This is a genomic window from Collinsella tanakaei (genome assembly GCF_021531055.1).
Classification (GTDB): domain Bacteria; phylum Actinomycetota; class Coriobacteriia; order Coriobacteriales; family Coriobacteriaceae; genus Collinsella; species Collinsella tanakaei_B.
In genome coordinates, this window is sequence record NZ_JADYTL010000003.1 from 1 (window position 1) to 15,769 (window position 15,769).

At 62.7% G+C, this 15,769-nt stretch carries 12 protein-coding genes; 7 read left to right on the forward strand and 5 right to left on the reverse strand.

Going from position 1 to position 15,769, the window contains the following annotated elements:
* Positions 1–126 precede the first annotated feature (126 nt).
* The 5 genes from I6E04_RS03660 (at position 127) to I6E04_RS09850 (ending at position 6,119) form a co-directional block, all read left to right on the forward strand.
* Entirely contained in the window at positions 127–1,005 is an 879-nt protein-coding gene (locus tag I6E04_RS03660; protein ID WP_328225420.1) for a DUF5131 family protein, read from the forward strand.
* 271 nt (positions 1,006–1,276) lie between these two features.
* Positions 1,277–1,834 carry a ferritin family protein gene (locus tag I6E04_RS03665; RefSeq protein ID WP_239458225.1) on the forward strand — a complete coding sequence of 186 codons (558 nt, stop codon included), beginning with the start codon at positions 1,277–1,279 and terminating at the stop codon, positions 1,832–1,834.
* 293 nt (positions 1,835–2,127) lie between these two features.
* Positions 2,128–2,355, forward strand: a complete 228-nt coding sequence (locus I6E04_RS03670) for a hypothetical protein (protein ID WP_235421816.1) — start codon at positions 2,128–2,130, stop codon at positions 2,353–2,355.
* Positions 2,356–2,361: 6 nt separating this feature from the next.
* Positions 2,362–2,940 carry a transporter substrate-binding domain-containing protein gene (locus tag I6E04_RS03675; RefSeq protein ID WP_328225422.1) on the forward strand — a complete coding sequence of 193 codons (579 nt, stop codon included), beginning with the start codon at positions 2,362–2,364 and terminating at the stop codon, positions 2,938–2,940.
* A 41-nt stretch (positions 2,941–2,981) separates the two neighbouring features.
* Positions 2,982–6,119 (forward strand): mechanosensitive ion channel domain-containing protein, encoded by a 3,138-nt coding sequence (locus I6E04_RS09850; protein ID WP_235421818.1) that lies wholly within the window; start codon positions 2,982–2,984, stop codon positions 6,117–6,119.
* A 137-nt stretch (positions 6,120–6,256) separates the two neighbouring features.
* On the opposite strand, the gene I6E04_RS03685 is transcribed toward I6E04_RS09850, so the two are convergent.
* Together I6E04_RS03685 and I6E04_RS03690 are read right to left on the reverse strand one after the other, a co-directional pair.
* Entirely contained in the window at positions 6,257–7,174 is a 918-nt protein-coding gene (locus I6E04_RS03685; protein ID WP_235421819.1) for a LysR family transcriptional regulator, read from the reverse strand.
* A gap of 254 nt (positions 7,175–7,428) precedes the next feature.
* Positions 7,429–7,830, reverse strand: coding sequence for a hypothetical protein (locus I6E04_RS03690; RefSeq protein WP_235421820.1), 402 nt, complete (start codon positions 7,828–7,830; stop codon positions 7,429–7,431).
* 247 nt (positions 7,831–8,077) lie between these two features.
* Here I6E04_RS03690 and I6E04_RS03695 point away from each other — a divergent pair, with 247 nt between their 5' ends.
* Positions 8,078–9,346: a putative ABC transporter permease gene (locus I6E04_RS03695; protein WP_235421821.1), complete on the forward strand. Its 1,269-nt coding sequence runs from the start codon at positions 8,078–8,080 to the stop codon at positions 9,344–9,346.
* 222 nt (positions 9,347–9,568) lie between these two features.
* Here the strand turns inward: I6E04_RS03695 and I6E04_RS03700 are convergent, their stop codons facing one another.
* Positions 9,569–10,504 carry a hypothetical protein gene (locus tag I6E04_RS03700; protein WP_235421822.1) on the reverse strand — a complete coding sequence of 312 codons (936 nt, stop codon included), beginning with the start codon at positions 10,502–10,504 and terminating at the stop codon, positions 9,569–9,571.
* Between the two features lie 303 nt (positions 10,505–10,807).
* Positions 10,808–12,397, reverse strand: a complete 1,590-nt coding sequence (locus tag I6E04_RS03705; protein WP_235421823.1) for an aminotransferase class I/II-fold pyridoxal phosphate-dependent enzyme — start codon at positions 12,395–12,397, stop codon at positions 10,808–10,810.
* Between the two features lie 171 nt (positions 12,398–12,568).
* Here I6E04_RS03705 and I6E04_RS03710 point away from each other — a divergent pair, with 171 nt between their 5' ends.
* Positions 12,569–13,102: a cysteine hydrolase family protein gene (locus tag I6E04_RS03710; protein ID WP_235421824.1), complete on the forward strand. Its 534-nt coding sequence runs from the start codon at positions 12,569–12,571 to the stop codon at positions 13,100–13,102.
* 222 nt (positions 13,103–13,324) lie between these two features.
* Here I6E04_RS03710 and feoB read toward each other — a convergent pair whose 3' ends face one another.
* Positions 13,325–15,682, reverse strand: a complete 2,358-nt coding sequence (feoB, locus tag I6E04_RS03715) for a ferrous iron transport protein B (RefSeq protein WP_235421825.1) — start codon at positions 15,680–15,682, stop codon at positions 13,325–13,327.
* Between the last annotated feature and the right edge of the window lie 87 nt (positions 15,683–15,769).

The following is a 15,769-nucleotide window of genomic DNA, read 5'->3' on the forward strand; positions in this document are numbered from 1 at the left end:
AGCTGGGGGCCGGATCCGAGTAGAAAGCGGGTCTCCGGTACCCATTCGAGACGCCGGCGGTATCGGTTCGCGATACCGCCGGTATCATGCCGAAATAATGGGTGGTATCAAAAGAGGCAAATACTCATATGGAACCCATGGCACGGTTGCACGCGCGTGAGCGAGGGCTGCGATAACTGCTACATGTATTACAACGACGAGCGACGCGGCATCGACGGCTCGCGCATCGTGCGCACCAAGAACTTCGATTATCCCATCCAGCGTACGCGTGACGGATCGTATCGGGTGCGCCCGGGTGAGCTCATCCGCGTCTGCATGACGTCCGATTTCCTCGTGCCCGAGGCCGACCCGTGGCGCACCGCCGCCTGGGACATCATCCGCGAACGTCCCGACGTGCGGTTCTTTATCCTCACCAAACGACCCGAGCGTTTTGCCACCCGCCTTCCTGCCGACTGGGGTGACGGCTGGGACAACGTCATGCTCAACGTCACCTGCGAGAACCAGCGCCGCGCCGACGAGCGCATCCCCATTCTGCTCGCCACGCCCGCCAAACACCGCGGCATCATGTGCGCGCCGTTCATCGGGCCCGTGTCCGTAGAGCACGCTTCACCCGGCTGTCTGGGGCCCCACGGCATCGAGCAGGTTATCTGCGGTGGCGAGAACTACGGCGGCGCACGGCCATGCGATTTTGCCTGGGTACACTCGCTGCGCGACGAATGCGTGGCGGCAAACGTCACCTTCGCCTTCATCGAGACCGGCAGCGTCTTCATCAAAGATGGACGCACGTACCGCCTGCGCGGCAAGAAACTGCAAAGCCAGCAGGCATGGAAGTCGGGCATGGGCTACCAGGACCGCGCAATCTCGTGGCATATGACCGACCGGCTGGGCCTCGAGGTCCCTGAGCAAGACCTCTATCAACCGGTCTACCACGAGCAATGCGAGCAGTGCGGCAGCCGCCTGATCTGCAACGGATGCGGCTCCTGCAGCTCTTGTTGGATGCGGTAGGCGCCACTCCGCCCACCGCCGGCATCAGGTCGGCAAACGCAGGAAACCCCACCTGCTGCCACCCCTTCACACCAAGCAGCACGCGTTCGTCGGAGTAGAAAGTTTTCCTCACCAAACATACTGTGAAGGTCCTGAGAACTTTTAGGAATCATTCTCAATATTGGTCTAAACCGCTGACATTTGGTCATAATCCTACTCGTACGGCGTGCCCGCCGAAGAGGGTCCGAAGGGCCGGCGCGCACGCATTCGCCTGTGATCGAAAGGGAAGATCATGAAGTTCGTTTGCCCCGTTTGCGGTTACGTTGAGGAATTCGACGGCGATCAGCTGCCCGAGGGTTTCAAGTGCCCCCAGTGCGGCGTCTCCGGCGACCGTTTCACCAAGATGGACAGCGATATGACCTGGGCCGCCGAGCACGTCGTGGGTGTCGGCAAGCTTCCTGAGGTTCCCGAGGACATCGTCGCCGACCTGCGCGCCAACTTCGAGGGCGAGTGCTCCGAGGTCGGCATGTACCTCGCCATGGCCCGCGTCGCCCATCGCGAGGGCTATCCCGAGATCGGCCTGTACTGGGAGAAGGCCGCCTACGAGGAGGCCGAGCACGCCGCCAAGTTCGCCGAGCTGCTGGGCGAGGTCGTGACCGACTCCACCAAGAAGAACCTCGAGATGCGCGTCGAGGCCGAGAACGGCGCCACCGCCGGCAAGACCGATCTTGCCAAGCGCGCCAAGGCCGCTAACCTCGATGCCATCCACGACACCGTGCACGAGATGGCCCGCGACGAGGCCCGTCACGGCAAGGCGTTCGCCGGCCTGCTGAAGCGCTACTTCGGCTAAGCCGCAGCGCTGCCGCGAACACACGCAACATCACGTGCCGCCAGGGCGGCCCGGAGCGATCCGGGCCGCCTTTTGTTTTGGCCCAACACGAAACACGAACGGAAAGCCCGGCGCACACCACCCGGCTGGAGCAAATCACGGTCGGCTGTTAAGCGATTTGGCCGTATTGTCAGCTGATGCGACAACTGTTCAACCGTTACTTGAAAGCGCAGGAAAGGACTGCATTTTCAATCCTCAGAGGAGATGATTATTCGGTTTGTAAGATAAGAAATCGTCTGCACACTGGAGGGAAGATGCAAGCAATCTCACGGAGGCAGTTCGGTGCTGTCACAGTCGCTGGAATCGCAGCGCTCGTCGGTCTTGCCGGCTGCACCGACGCCGGCGGCTCGGCCGGCAGCGCCGGCAGCACCGGCACCGCGTCCTCGACGGCGAGTTCCGACACGCTCCGCGTGGGCGTTCGCGCCGACATCGTCGGGTTCGGCTATCTCAACGAGAAGACCGGCAAGTACTACGGCCTCTAGATCGACATCGCTAACGAGCTCGCAAGCCGCTTGGGCTACAAGAATGTCGAGTTCACGACCGTTCTGCCCGACAACCGCAAGGAGCTCCTGCTCGAAGGCAAGGTCGATGCGCTCATCGCGTGCTACTCCATCGCCGAGACCCGCCTCGAGAACTTCGACTTCTGCCCCGCCTACTACGATGACAAGGTCATCGCCGTCGTCCAGAACTCGTCGCTGTTCGAGACGATCGAGGACCTCAAGGGCTGCACGTTCGGCACCATGAGCGGCGCCAACGCCGCCCCGCTGCTGAGCATCAAACTCTACGAGATCGGCTTCTCCGACGGCGAGGTCCGCTCGGCCAACGAGGACAACAGCGACGTGCAGTTCGATCCTGGCGTCTGGTCCAAGTACCCCTCCTACCAGGAGCTTTCCGACGCGCTCGAGGAAGGTGAGGTCGACGCCATGGTGCTCGACGGCGCCATCGCGCAGACCTACATGAACGACGAGCGCCACATCCTCGATGACTTCGTGGTCGAGGAGCAGTCCTTCGGCGTCGCCACGCAGAAGGGCTCCGATCTTTCGCCCAAGGTCGCCGACGCCATCTAGGGCATGCTCGACGACGGCACCATCGACACGCTCATCGACAAGTGGAACTAGGGGACGCCAGCATTTCAAAACACCTGAAAGCGAAAATCACCGCACTGCTGATCGTCGTCGCAGCCAGCATCATCGTCATGGGCGCCCTGCTCACCAACATGCAAAGCTCGCTCAGCCACGGTAATTACGACGAGGAGATGAAACAGGAGACCGTCGAGCTCGAACGCCTGCTCGCCGGGGCAGACGAGGAGACCGTGCAGAACACCGAGCAGTTCGACGCCATCTACCAGTCCAAGGCCGCGCAGGTCGCCTATATGGCGCAAAACGACACCGGCTATGCCGAGACCGACGCCAAGATGGTCGAGCTGCGCGAGCTGCTCGGCGTCGACAACCTGTTCGTCACCGACCGCGACGGCAAGGTCCTCGCACAGTCCGGCGAGACGAAGGCCGACTTCACCTACGCGCGCTTCAATGCGCTGCGCGACACCTTCCGCACGCACGAGCCCTCCGCCGCCGTCGAGATCGAGCTGCCCGACCAGGACTGGCTCATGCGCTACTACGCCGCCCGCATCGATGACGACACCATGGTGATCGTCGAGCAGAACCCCGCCGAGCTGCGCGAGCTCGTCGAGGCGACCGGCTCTACCGCGAGCGTGCTGCGCAACATCTCGATCGGCCAGCATGGCTACGTGTTCGCCGTCTCTGCCAAGGATTTGGTCATCTCCTATCACCCTGACGAGGACCTGATCGGCGCCGACGCGATCGACGCCGGCTTCAATATCCCCGACCTCGAGGACGGCAACACCGGGACCATGAAGACCGACGGCGAGGAGCTGTTCTGCCGCGTCATGCTCCAGGGTGATACCTACTATATCTCCGCCGTTCCGGAGTCCGACACCGCCGCCTCCGGCAGCGTCACGGTCGGCGTCATCCTGTTCGTGTTCTTCAACGTCATCGCCGCCGTCGCCCTCTACGGCGTCTTCGTGCTGCGCGACGAAGCCCGTCACGAGAACGACGAGGAATACGAGGCGCGCTATGTCGACCACGGCGCCTTCCGCTTCAACCGCTCCGTCGCCGGCAAGGCCGCCGTACTCTCGATCGTCGGTTTCATCTGCGTGCTCGTGGTCTCGTTCTACATGCAGACCCTGTTCGCGCTGTCCTCGCAGTCGCTCACCAACAACGGACGCGTCGACCAGATCGCCTCGACCATCAAGCGCAGCCAGCAGCGCGCCGACGAGCTGACCGAGCAGTACGGCGAGCGCTACCTGTCCAAGGCCAAGGTCGCCGCCTACATCATCGACAACAACCCCGAGCTCGCCACCCGCGAGAAGCTCCAGGAGCTCGCCGACGCCCTCCAAATCCAATACGTCTTCACGTTGGATGACCGGGGCGTCATGACCGCCACCAACTCCAGCTTCACCAACTTCACGCTGTCCGAGGATCCCGAAGAGCAGTCCTATGAGTTTCGCAAGCTGCTGCAGGGCGTGGAGTACCTCGTCCAGGAGCTGCAGCCCGACGAGGTCTCCGAGGAGCTGCGCCAGTATATCGGCGTGACCACGCACGACAAGGAAGGCGAACTCACCGGCTTCGTGCAGCTGGACATCCGCCCGACGCGCCTCGAGAACCTGCTCGAGAGCGTCCAGATCGACAACGTCCTGGACGGCGTGCAGGCCGGTGTCGACGGCTTCGCGTTCGCGATCAACAAGTCCGACGGCACCTTCGCCTACTATCCGGACGACAACATGGTCGGCAAGAAGGCCACCGATTGCGGCATGGCCGAAGACGAGCTCAAGGACGGCTTCAGCGACTACATCACCATCAACGGCAAGCAGTACTACGCCTCCGCTACCGAGACGAGCGACTACTACGTGTTCGTCGCCGGCACCGAGGGCGCGCTCATGAACGAGCGCGTCCCGCTGACCATCACCACCGGCGTCGTCGCCCTCGTGTGCCTGGCGATCGTGTTCTGCCTGCTCACCTTCGACACCACCATGTCCGCGGAGAAGCAGACCGCCGAAGGGAACGAACCCGAGGGGAACCGTGACAGCAGCCGCATCGTCAACGTGAACGTCGGCGACCGCACGGTGCGCTCCGAGTCCGCTGCCAGCCGCTGGCTGAACCGCTCCTTCAACTGGGACGAGATGACGCCCGAGCAGAAGGTCGGCAAGGTGCTGCGCTGGTTCGGCAGCGCCGCGGTCATCATCGTGTTCCTGGCGATCATCTTCAAGGATGTCGTCTTCGGCGAGGACTCCCTGTTCTCCTACATCCTCGGCGGGTCGTGGGAGCGCGGCCTCAACATCTTCGCCATCACGGCGAGCCTCATGTTCGCTTGCGAGGCGCTGACCATCTCGGCCATCATCCAAAAGATCCTGCAGATGATCTCGAGCGTGCTCGATGCCCGCGGCGTGACCATGTGTCGTCTCGGCGTGAGCATCGTCAAGTACGCCGCCATGATCGGCATCCTGTACTGGTGCCTGGGCCTGCTCGGCGTCGATACCGCCCCGCTGCTCGCCTCTGCCGGTCTTCTGACCTTCGCCGTCTCGCTCGGTGCCCAGGGTATCGTGTCCGACATCATCGCCGGTCTGTTCATCATCTTCGAGGGCGAGTTCCGCGTCGGCGACATCATCCAGGTCGGCGGCCAGCGCGGCACCGTCATGGAGATCGGCGTTCGCACGACCAAGATCAACGACGGCTCGGGCAACATCCTCGTGCTGCGCAACTCCAACATCTCCAACGTGGTCAACATGACCAAGGAGCATTCGTTCGCCGCCGTCGAGGTCGGCATCGAGTACGGCGAGAGCCTGGAGCGCGTGGAGAACATCCTGGCCAAGGAGCTGCCCAACATCAAGGACCGCCTCCCGGCCATCGTCGACGGCCCGTTCTACAAGGGCGTCACGATACTCGCCGACAACTCGGTCAACATCAAGATCGTGGCCGAGTGCGCCGAGAAGGACCGCGTCGTGCTCACCAGCGATCTGAATCGCGAGATGAAACTGCTATTCGACAAGTACGACATCTCCATCCCGTTCCCGCAGGTCGTGGTCAACCAACCGATCAAGTTCAAGAAGGCCACCGCCGCCGAGAAGGCCGCTGCCGACAAGTTCAATGCGGAGCAAAAGGAAGCCTTCAAGGCATACGTGGACGAGAACGAGGACTTCGACGACTTCAACGATACCGATCGTCGCTAGGGCGACGCCGTCCGGCACCGTATGCTGAAAGGACCCTGGAACCGCATTGGTTCCAAGGTCCTTTTCGTGTCGAATCGTCCGTGGTGCAGCGATACTGTGCCGATGGTATGCGGCCGATTTGTCGATCAGGGACGCCCTTACTCGTTGAACATCCTTTTAAGCAGGGAAAACTCCCTGGAAACAAAGCGATCGAGACGTTCGTACTTCTCGCCTTGCTTACCCCTGAGCGTCACCACGCATATGGGAATCGGAGGAGCATCTGCGGGATCGATCTTGTGCATGGCGGCGAGCGGTTTGATATCGAGCGCCTTGAGATAAACTCCCAGCACGTAGCCGTTCCGATACTCGAGGAAATCGGCAACCTCGGCGTCGGTTTCGATCTCCACCACATCCGAGCTGAGGCCGTTGCGTTGACACGCGGACAGAATCGTATCGTTAAATGAATCGATGTCTTTATTGAACAGGACCGGATAGGGCTCCAGGTCATCAAAGCTCACAAGGCGATTGCGGCGAAGAGGATGCTTCTTGCCCATGAAGGCACCGACCGATACGTTGCCGAGCGCGCGGGTGACACAACGGGGATTCGAAAAAGCACCGATCGTAATGAGTGCGTCGATGTTGCCGGCACGCAGATCGGCCAGCGCATCGGCTCCCCTGCCGATTGCAATATGGGTCTTCGTGCCGATCATGTGGGAAATCAGCTGCGAAAGCGCGCTGCACACCAGCTCGTATTTTGCAAAGGGGGGCGATACGAGCACGATACGGAGGATCTGCTGCGACGCGTCGCCATCAGCCATGCCATACGATTCCGCCGCCCTGCCCACTGCATCGAAGCTCGCAACCGCCTCACGAGCAGGACCGACCATCGCTTTGCCAAATCCCGTGAGGGAAATACTTCTTCCCTCACGGAAAAACAAGGATCGCCCCAGCTCTTCCTCAAGCTCGATGATGGCCTTGGATACCGCTTGGACCGAAACGTCCTCGGCGCGAGCGGCCTCGGAAAAGCTGCCGTAACAGGCAGCGAGGTAGAAATACTGAAGCTGGCGGATGTTCATGCCTCAATCCCAACATGACACGTGCGCTTACGGCTGAGGAACAGCGGATCTCGGCGTATCGCCAGAAATCCGGTATTTTCCCTTAAGAATACGTCTCTTGCAAGATTCGGGATGATGGCGAGACGACATTCGTCAACCAGGTATTGATGATAAGGCCGCTTCCTCATGAAGAACGGCGCCTGCCCGCACATCAATGCGGGCAGGCGCCGTTACGGATTCGGACAACCGCGCGGCTTTCGGCCATCGATATCAGACTACTTGTCGCCGTTCAGAACGCGCGAGGCGGCGACGATCGCCACGAAGGAGAATACAGCGTAGATGAGGTTCATGTAAATCGAACCACCCTCGCCGCTCGTGAACGTGAGGCCGATCTCGCTGAGGTTCAACACGACGATGAAGGCGGAAATGTAGATGAAGGGCTTGAGCAGGTTGTCGTGCTTGGCGGCGCGCAGGCCGATGATGCCGGCGACGACCATGAACAGGCCGATGATGGCGAGGATGATGCCGAACATCATGGCGATCTCGGTACCGTCTTCCATGCTGGACTCGGCAAGCGGTGCCCCGAAGAACATGACGGCAGCCGTTATCAGCGCGATGATGCCGAACACCAGATAGAACAGACCGGTGCCCTGAACGATTCGACGATTCGACGACATATGTTTCTCTCCCTTTCCCGTGTTTTCGGACCTCTTGGGCCCGGTGAAAGGCATGACAGAAGATAAGCGCCTTTCGCAAAACCGCGTAATCGTATCGGGAGGCCGTTTCCTCGTCAAAGAGAACAGAAGATCGTCAACGAAATGGTTGACGATCGGCGTGGGTTATCCGTATGGTTCGCGAACGTCATCCCCCGATACGGTACACTTTTATAGTTTGCATGCTTAACCTGCGGATAAAGGATCGCTCATGACCGATATCACCCCGTCTGGCGGCAAGGGGGCCGCCCAGGGCGCCACCGCGAATTCCACGAAGGAAATCCCGCTCATTCTGAAGATCTACGGCTTCCTCTGCATGGCCGACGGCATCGTCACCGTCCCGATGATCTTCATCTTCGGCGCGATGGTCATGTGGGCGCTGCAGACGAATCCCGAGCTTATCGCTGTCGGCACCGACCCGACCCTGCCTGTCGTGCTGCTCGCGATCTCGATCGTCGTCACGCTCGGTAACGGCATCGCGCTGATCATCTTCGGCCATTCGCTGCTCAAGGATCGCCGCCGCAATGCCGCGCGTTGGTCCTATGCGCTCATCGCGACCACGCTCGTGCAGATCCTTCTGCGCATCATGCTCGAGGGCATCGGCACGAACCTCATCCCCGACGCCATCCAGCTCGTCATCCTGCTCACCCTGTCGGTGACCGTCGACCCGACGCTGCGCCACGAGCGCCATCTCGAGCGCACCGCACGCGATCTGACCGATCGCCAGGCGGCGCGCATGGGCATGCTCGGACGCGACCTCGAAGGCAAGGGCTACATCGAGCTCAACTTCTTCAATCTGTTCTGGGTGTTCGTGGTCTGCTGCGTGCTCGGTCTGATCATCGAGACCATCTACCACATGGTCGTCGTCGAGCCGGGCGTATATCAGGATCGCGCCGGCATGCTGTTCGGCCCGTTCTCCCCCATTTACGGCTTCGGTGCCGTGCTCATGACCGTGGCGCTCAACCGCTTCTACAAGGCCAGCCCCGTCATCATCTTCGTGGTGTCCGCCATTATCGGCGGCCTGTTCGAGGCGGCCGTGAGCTGGTTCATGCAGACCGGCTTTGGCGCCGTGGCGTGGGATTACTCGGGCTCCACGATCTTCGGGCTGTTCCCCGATCCCGTGGCCACGCTGTTCGGAGGGCGCACGAGCACTTTGTTTATGTGCATGTGGGGCGCGCTCGGCTTCGTGTGGATCAAGCTCTGCCTGCCGTGGCTGCTCAAGCTCATCAACATCATCCCGTGGAAGCTGCGCTACTCCTTTACCGCCCTGTGCACCGTGCTCATGCTCGTCAACGGCGTCATGACGCTGCAGGCGCTCGACTGCTGGTTCGAGCGTCTGTCCGGCGTGGCGGGCACGACCCCGGTCGAGGCGTTCTATGCCGAGCACTTCGACGACGCCTACATGGCGCACCGCTTTGAGAGCATGACCATCACGCCCGAGGACTCCGGCCGTATCGACAGCACCGCAGCGACCGCATAGCGCGGGAAAATAGGGACAGTCCCTATTTTCCCACCCACGACCCGGAACTGCATGCGGTTCCGGGCCGTTCTGTTTGCGCATGGGAAGAACGTAAAATAACCCCAGGGTTTTATTACATCGCGGGAAAATGGGGACTGTCCCTATTTTCCCGCCCACGCAAAAACCCGACCGGTGCGGAGCCGATCGGGTTTCGCATATCGCTATGACGCGCAGACGGAATGCTTAGAAGCGACCACCACGGTGGTTGCCGCTGAAGCCGCCGCGACCACCACGGTCGTCACGGCCGCGACCGCCACGGGGGCCGAAGTCGCCGCGCGGGCCACGGTCACCGCGGGGACCGCCGAAGCCGCCACGCGGGCCACGGTCGTCACGACCGCCGCGGGGGCCACCGAAGCCGCCGCGACCGCCGCGGTCACCACGCGGGCCACCAAAGCCGCCGCGACCACCACGGTCGTCACGACCGCCACGGGGGCCACCGAAGCCGCCGCGTGGGCCACGGTCGTCACGACCGCCGCGCGGACCGCGGTCGGCGTCGAGACCCATGGCGACCATCGGATCGATGATCTGGTCGAGCAGGGAGAGGATCTCGTTCGCGGACTCCGCGGACAGGGTCGGGATGAGCTTCTTGCGCTTGTTGCCCATCGCCTCGGCCAGCTCGGCGGCATCCTCGGAGGCGAACACGACGATCTTGCGCATGTCCTCCTCTTCCGGCTCGATGCGGGCGACGATGTCGTGCTTCTCGGCCTCGATCATGAGGGCGTTGAGCTCGCGCAGGCGCATGCCCATGAGCTCGGCCATCTCCTTCTGCTCCATGCGGGGCTTGAGCTCGAGGAGCTTGAGCGCGCGCTGCAGATCGCGCAGGCGGGCGGCGTCCTCCTCGGCCTCCTCGCGCATCATGTCGCGACGACCGCGCAGCAGGCGGGCGGCGCGATTCACCTTATCGAACAGCTCGTCGTCGAGGTTCGCCACGTCGGTCTTGGGCTCGGCGTCCTGCTCCGGGGCAACCTCGGCCTCGGAAGCGTCCTCGACGGTCTCGTCGTCGGCGACCAGCTCGGACACGGCCTCGGTCTCGACGACAGCCTCGGCCGCGTTCTCGACGGCCGCTTCCACGTTCTCGTTCTCGATCATGTTCTCGTTGTTCTCGCTGTACTCAGACATGCATTCCTCCTGCGCCCTCGGCGCTCTACAGGCGGCAATCCTTCCTGCCGCGACTCACACAGGCCTTCCGGCCAGCTTGCAAGTGTAGAGGTACCGGCACCCATACGCTGCGAGAAACCGTATGAACACAAAAGCAGCGCCGAGCGAGCGCGCCCGGCCGGGACGGGCCGTCTTCAAGAGACACGCATCGGCCAAAGGCGGGATGACGCCCATTGGGTCAGTCCGCCCCACGCAAAAGCCGGCCCCGTGGCGAACGCCCCGAGGCCGGCTCTCACGGCATATGTCGCAACGGACCCTTCCGCCTTACGCCTGACGGTACGTGGACAGGAAGTCCGCCAGCTCGCGCACGGCGTCGCGCAGCACGCCCATGCGCGGCAGGAACACAATGCGGAAGTGGTCGGGCTCCGGCCAGGCGAAGCCGCCGCCGCGCGTGATGAGGATGCGCTTCTCGTGCAGCAGGTCGAGCGCGAACTGCTCGTCGCTCGTGATGTTGAACTTCTTGACGTCGAGCTTGGGGAAGATGTAGAACGCCGCCTTGGGCTTCACCGCGGTGACGCCGTCGATCTCGTTGAGCGCCTCGTAGATGAAGTTGCGCTGCTCGTAGACGCGGCCGCCGGGCTCCACGTAGCTCTTGACGCTCTGGTAGCCACCCAGCGCGGTCTGGACGATGGACTGACCGGGCACGTTGGAGCACAAGCGCATGTTGGACAGCATGTTGACACCGTAGATGAAGTCCTTCATGCAGTTCTTGTTGCCCGACAAGATCATCCAGCCGATACGGAAACCGCAGGCCATGTGCGACTTGGACAGACCCGAGAAGGTGACGCACGGAACGTCGGGTGCCAGCGAGGCGGTCGAGACGTGCTCCAGGCCGTCCATGACCAGGCGGTCGTAGATCTCGTCGGAGAAGATCATGAGCTGGTGCTTACGGGCGATCTCGACGATCTGCTCGAGCAGCTCGCGCGGATACAGCGCACCGGTCGGGTTGTTGGGGTTGATGATGACGATCGCCTTGGTGCGGCTCGTGATCTTGGACTCGATGTCGGCGAGGTCGGGGTTCCACTCGGCCTGCTCGTCGCAGACGTAGTGCACCGGCGTGCCGCCGGCGAGCGCAGCGCAGGCGCTCCACAGCGGGTAGTCGGGCATGGGGATGAGGATCTCGTCGCCGTTGTCGAGCAGCGCGTTCATGCACAGCTGGATGAGCTCGGACACGCCGTTGCCGGTGTAGATGCCGTCCATGCTCACGTTGGGGATGTTCTTGAGCTGCGCGTACTGCATGATGGCCTTGCGGGCGCTGAACAGGCCGCGAGCCTCGGAATAGCCCTCGCACTCGGTCAGCTGATGGCGCATGTCCTGGATGACTTCCTCCGGAGCGCGGAACCCGAACGGCGCCGTGTTGCCGATGTTCAGCTTGAGGATGCGCTGGCCGTCGGCTTCCATGCGGGCCGCCTCATCGGTGATGGGACCGCGGACGTCGTACAGGACGTTGTCGAGCTTGGAGGATTTCTTGAATTCGCGCATGTATGTGCTCCTTTTGATGTCATGCCGGTCGTGCGCCGGCTGTTGCGCTGCGGTCGAACGGGGGGAAGCGGCCTCATGCCGCGCGCTAGCTCGCATGCCGGCAAGCAGGTCCGAGCCATCGGCGACCTCGTGCGCGGCGGCATGGGGCAGATCCGACTCGCCCGTGAGCCATGCGGCATCGACACCGAGAATCTGCGACAGCAGGGCCACGACGTCGGCACGCGGCATGGTCTTGCCGCTCACATATTGGCTGATCTGGCTTTTTCCCAATTTACCGCCGAGTTCGGAAGCCGCCTTGACCATATCGGCCTGCTTGAGGCGATGATCGGCCATGGCGGCTTTGAGTCGTTCGGCGAATATCTGATGGGCCATCTCATCTCCAGAAGTTCAATTTCGTATCGAGTTTGAACTTTTGACGGGTGCAGAAAGTTCAAAGTTCAATGTAACGAAGTCTAGCATAGATTAAATTGAACTTCCCCAGAATTTCGCCGCGGGGTATCATCAATGCGAAATCCGCATCTCCGCACCGACAGGAGGCACCCTATGGCCAACAACTATCTCGTCGCCATCGATATGCAGAAGGATTTCGTCGACGGTGCGCTGGGCACACCGGAGGCGCAGGCAATCGTCGATGACGTCGCCGCGTACGCCCGCGCTTTCGAGGGCACCGTCGTGTTCACGCGCGACACCCACGAGGCGGACTACCTCAAAACCCAGGAAGGCCGCAACCTGCCGGTCGAGCACTGCATCCGCGACACCCCGGGCTGGCAGCTCGTTCCCGCACTCGAAGCCGTGCGCGCCGACCGTCAGGCACCCGTGTTCGATAAGCCCACGTTCGGCTCGGTCGAACTCGTGTGGTGGCTCGCCCAGCGCAACGACGAGGAGCCCATCGACTCCATCGAGGTCATCGGCCTGTGCACCGATATCTGCGTGGTGAGCAACGCCCTGCTCATCAAGGCGCATTTCCCCGAGATCCCCGTGCGCACGCAGGCGCATCTCTGCGCCGGCGTCACCCCCGCCGCGCACGAGGCAGCGCTGACCACCATGCGCAGCTGCCAAGTGGAGGTTTCCGAGTAGTTTTCGGTATCCTTGGACCCGTTTCGCCCTTCTATGGGGCAGGTTTCGCGCGTACACGAGCCAGGCAAATCAAAAAACGCGTTTACGGTTCGATTTTAGCCGGGTCCCTTGAGTAGCCGCACCCTTCACTCCAGCGAACCCGCTGGTCAGAGGAGCGCCCAAAATCCGGCTACTCGGAAGGTCGCCCTAAAACCGAACCGTAAACCGCTATTCCCATCCGCCTTACGCCATCCCGAGCATCATGCCGATCGCGTGCACCGCGAACGCCACGATCCAGGCGACGCCGCACTGCATGACCACGACGATGAGCGCGTAGCGGCGCCCCAGCTCGTTGCGCACGGCCGAGATCGCGGCCACGCAGGGCGTGTAGAGCAGCGTGAACGTCAGGAACACGTAGGCGGTCAGCGGGGTGAACAGCTGCGCGAGCCCGGAGGTCGAACCGCCCATGAGCACAGTCAAGGTGGCGACCACGTTCTCCTTGGCCCCGAAGCCCGCCACGAGGGCCGCGGCGGAGGTCCAGTTGCCAAAGCCGAGCGGCGCGAACACAGGGGCGATCAGCGTGCCGAGTGCGGCGAGCATGCTGTCGGCCTGGTCGGACACCACGTTGAATCGGATATCGAACGTCTGCAAGAACCAGATGATGACGCTCGCCACGAAGATGATGGTGAACGCCTTCGTCGCAAAGCCCTTGGCCTTGTCCCACGCCAGCAGCAGGGTGGTCTTGGCGCTCGGCAGGCGGTAGTTGGGCAGCTCCATCACGAACGGAACCGGGTCGCCGCGGAAGGCGGTGCGCTTGAGCACGAGCGCCACGAGCACACCCACGACCATACCCATGATGTACAGCGAGATCATGACGAGCGGCGCATGCTGCGGGAAGAACGCCGCCGAGAACAGCGCGTACACGGGGAGCTTTGCCGAGCAGCTCATGAACGGCGTGAGCATGGCCGTCATCTTGCGGTCGTGCTCGGAGGGCAGCGTGCGCGTGGCCATGATGGCCGGCACGCTGCAGCCGAAGCCGATCAGCATGGGCACGAAGCTGCGACCCGAAAGGCCCAGCTTGCGCAAGATCTTGTCCATGACGAACGCGACGCGCGCCATGTAGCCGGAATCCTCGAGGATCGACAGCAGCAAGAACAGCACGACGATGATCGGCAAAAACGACAGCACGCTGCCCACGCCCGCGAACACGCCGTCGATCACGAGCGAGTGCACCACGGGGTTCACACCGAAGTCGCCAAGCGCCGCGTCCACCACGGCGGTGAACTCGCCGATGGCGATCTCGAGCAGGTCGGACAGGCGCTGGCCGATCACGTCGAACGTCAGCCAGAACACAAGCGCCATGATGCCGATGAACACCGGGATGGCGGTGTACTTACCGGTGAGCACGCGATCGGCCGCCACGGAGCGCAGGTGCTCGCGGCTCTCGCGCGGCTTGACCACGCACGCGCCGCACACCTGCTCGATGAAGGAGAAGCGCATGTCGGCGAGCGCCGCCATGCGGTCGGTGCCGGACTCATCCTCCATCTGGGAGATGATGTGCTCGACGGCGTCGAGCTCGTTTTGATCGAGCGCGAGCGCGTCGATGACGAGTCGGTCGCCCTCGATCAGCTTGGTCGCGGCGAAGCGCACCGGGATGTGCGCCGCCTCGGCGTGATCGGTGATGAGGTGGATGAGGCCGTGGATGCAGCGATGCAGCGCGCCGCCGTCCGCGCCGTCTGCGGCGCAGAAGTCGATGCGCCCCGGATGCTCGCGATAGCGCGCCACGTGGATCGCATGCTCGGTGAGCTCGCCGATGCCCTCGTTCTTGGCGGCCGAGATCGGCACGACCGGGATGCCGAGCGCCGCCTCGAGCGCATTGACGTCCACCGTGCCGCCGTTGGCCGTAACCTCGTCCATCATGTTCAAGGCGAGCACCATCGGCCGGTCGAGCTCCATGAGCTGCAACGTGAGGTACAGGTTGCGCTCGATGTTCGTCGCGTCGACGATGTCGATGATGGCGTCGGGCCGCTCATCCAAGATGAACTGGCGGCTCACCACCTCCTCGCTCGTATACGGCGACAGCGAGTAGATGCCCGGCAGGTCGGTGATCGTGGCGTTGGGATAGTTCTTGAGCTGGCCGTCCTTGCGGTCGACCGTGACGCCCGGGAAGTTGCCCACATGCTGGTTCGAGCCGGTCAGCTGGTTGAACAGCGTCGTCTTGCCGCAGTTCTGGTTGCCGGCGAGCGCAAAGGTGATGGGTGCGCTCTCGGGAAGGGCCGCCCCCTCGCGGCGCGGACAGGCGGGTTCCTCGCCGAAGGCGGGATGCGCCGTGGCCGCCGGCGACGCGCTGCGATAGAGCAGCTCATGTGCGTCGTGGATGTTGACGAGCTCGATGCGCGACGCGTCGTCGCGCCGCAGGGTGAGCTCGTAGCCGCGCAGGCGGATCTCCATCGGGTCGCCCATGGGGGCGTACTTCATCATGGTGACCTCGGTGCCCGGCGTGAGTCCCATATCGAAGATATGCTGGCGCAGCACCGCGTCGTCGGACTCAACCGACGCGATGATCGCATCCTTGCCGATTTCCAGCTCATCTAGCGTCATGCTCTGTATCGCTTTCCTCGCTCAACCAATCGCTCGTACTCTAGCACGAATCGGCGGGCCGTCCGGGGTCGGGAGCGTAATTTCACC

Coding starts and splice junctions, on each gene's coding strand:
- I6E04_RS03665 (WP_239458225.1), top strand. CDS start 1,277: ATGAAGTTCGTTTGCCCCGTTTGCGGTTACGTTGAGGAATTCGACGGC.
- I6E04_RS03670 (WP_235421816.1), top strand. CDS start 2,128: ATGCAAGCAATCTCACGGAGGCAGTTCGGTGCTGTCACAGTCGCTGGA.
- I6E04_RS03685 (WP_235421819.1), bottom strand. CDS start 7,174: ATGAACATCCGCCAGCTTCAGTATTTCTACCTCGCTGCCTGTTACGGC.
- I6E04_RS03690 (WP_235421820.1), bottom strand. CDS start 7,830: ATGTCGTCGAATCGTCGAATCGTTCAGGGCACCGGTCTGTTCTATCTG.
- I6E04_RS03695 (WP_235421821.1), top strand. CDS start 8,078: ATGACCGATATCACCCCGTCTGGCGGCAAGGGGGCCGCCCAGGGCGCC.
- I6E04_RS03700 (WP_235421822.1), bottom strand. CDS start 10,504: ATGTCTGAGTACAGCGAGAACAACGAGAACATGATCGAGAACGAGAAC.
- I6E04_RS03705 (WP_235421823.1), bottom strand. CDS start 12,397: ATGGCCCATCAGATATTCGCCGAACGACTCAAAGCCGCCATGGCCGAT.
- I6E04_RS03710 (WP_235421824.1), top strand. CDS start 12,569: ATGGCCAACAACTATCTCGTCGCCATCGATATGCAGAAGGATTTCGTC.
- feoB (WP_235421825.1), bottom strand. CDS start 15,682: ATGACGCTAGATGAGCTGGAAATCGGCAAGGATGCGATCATCGCGTCG.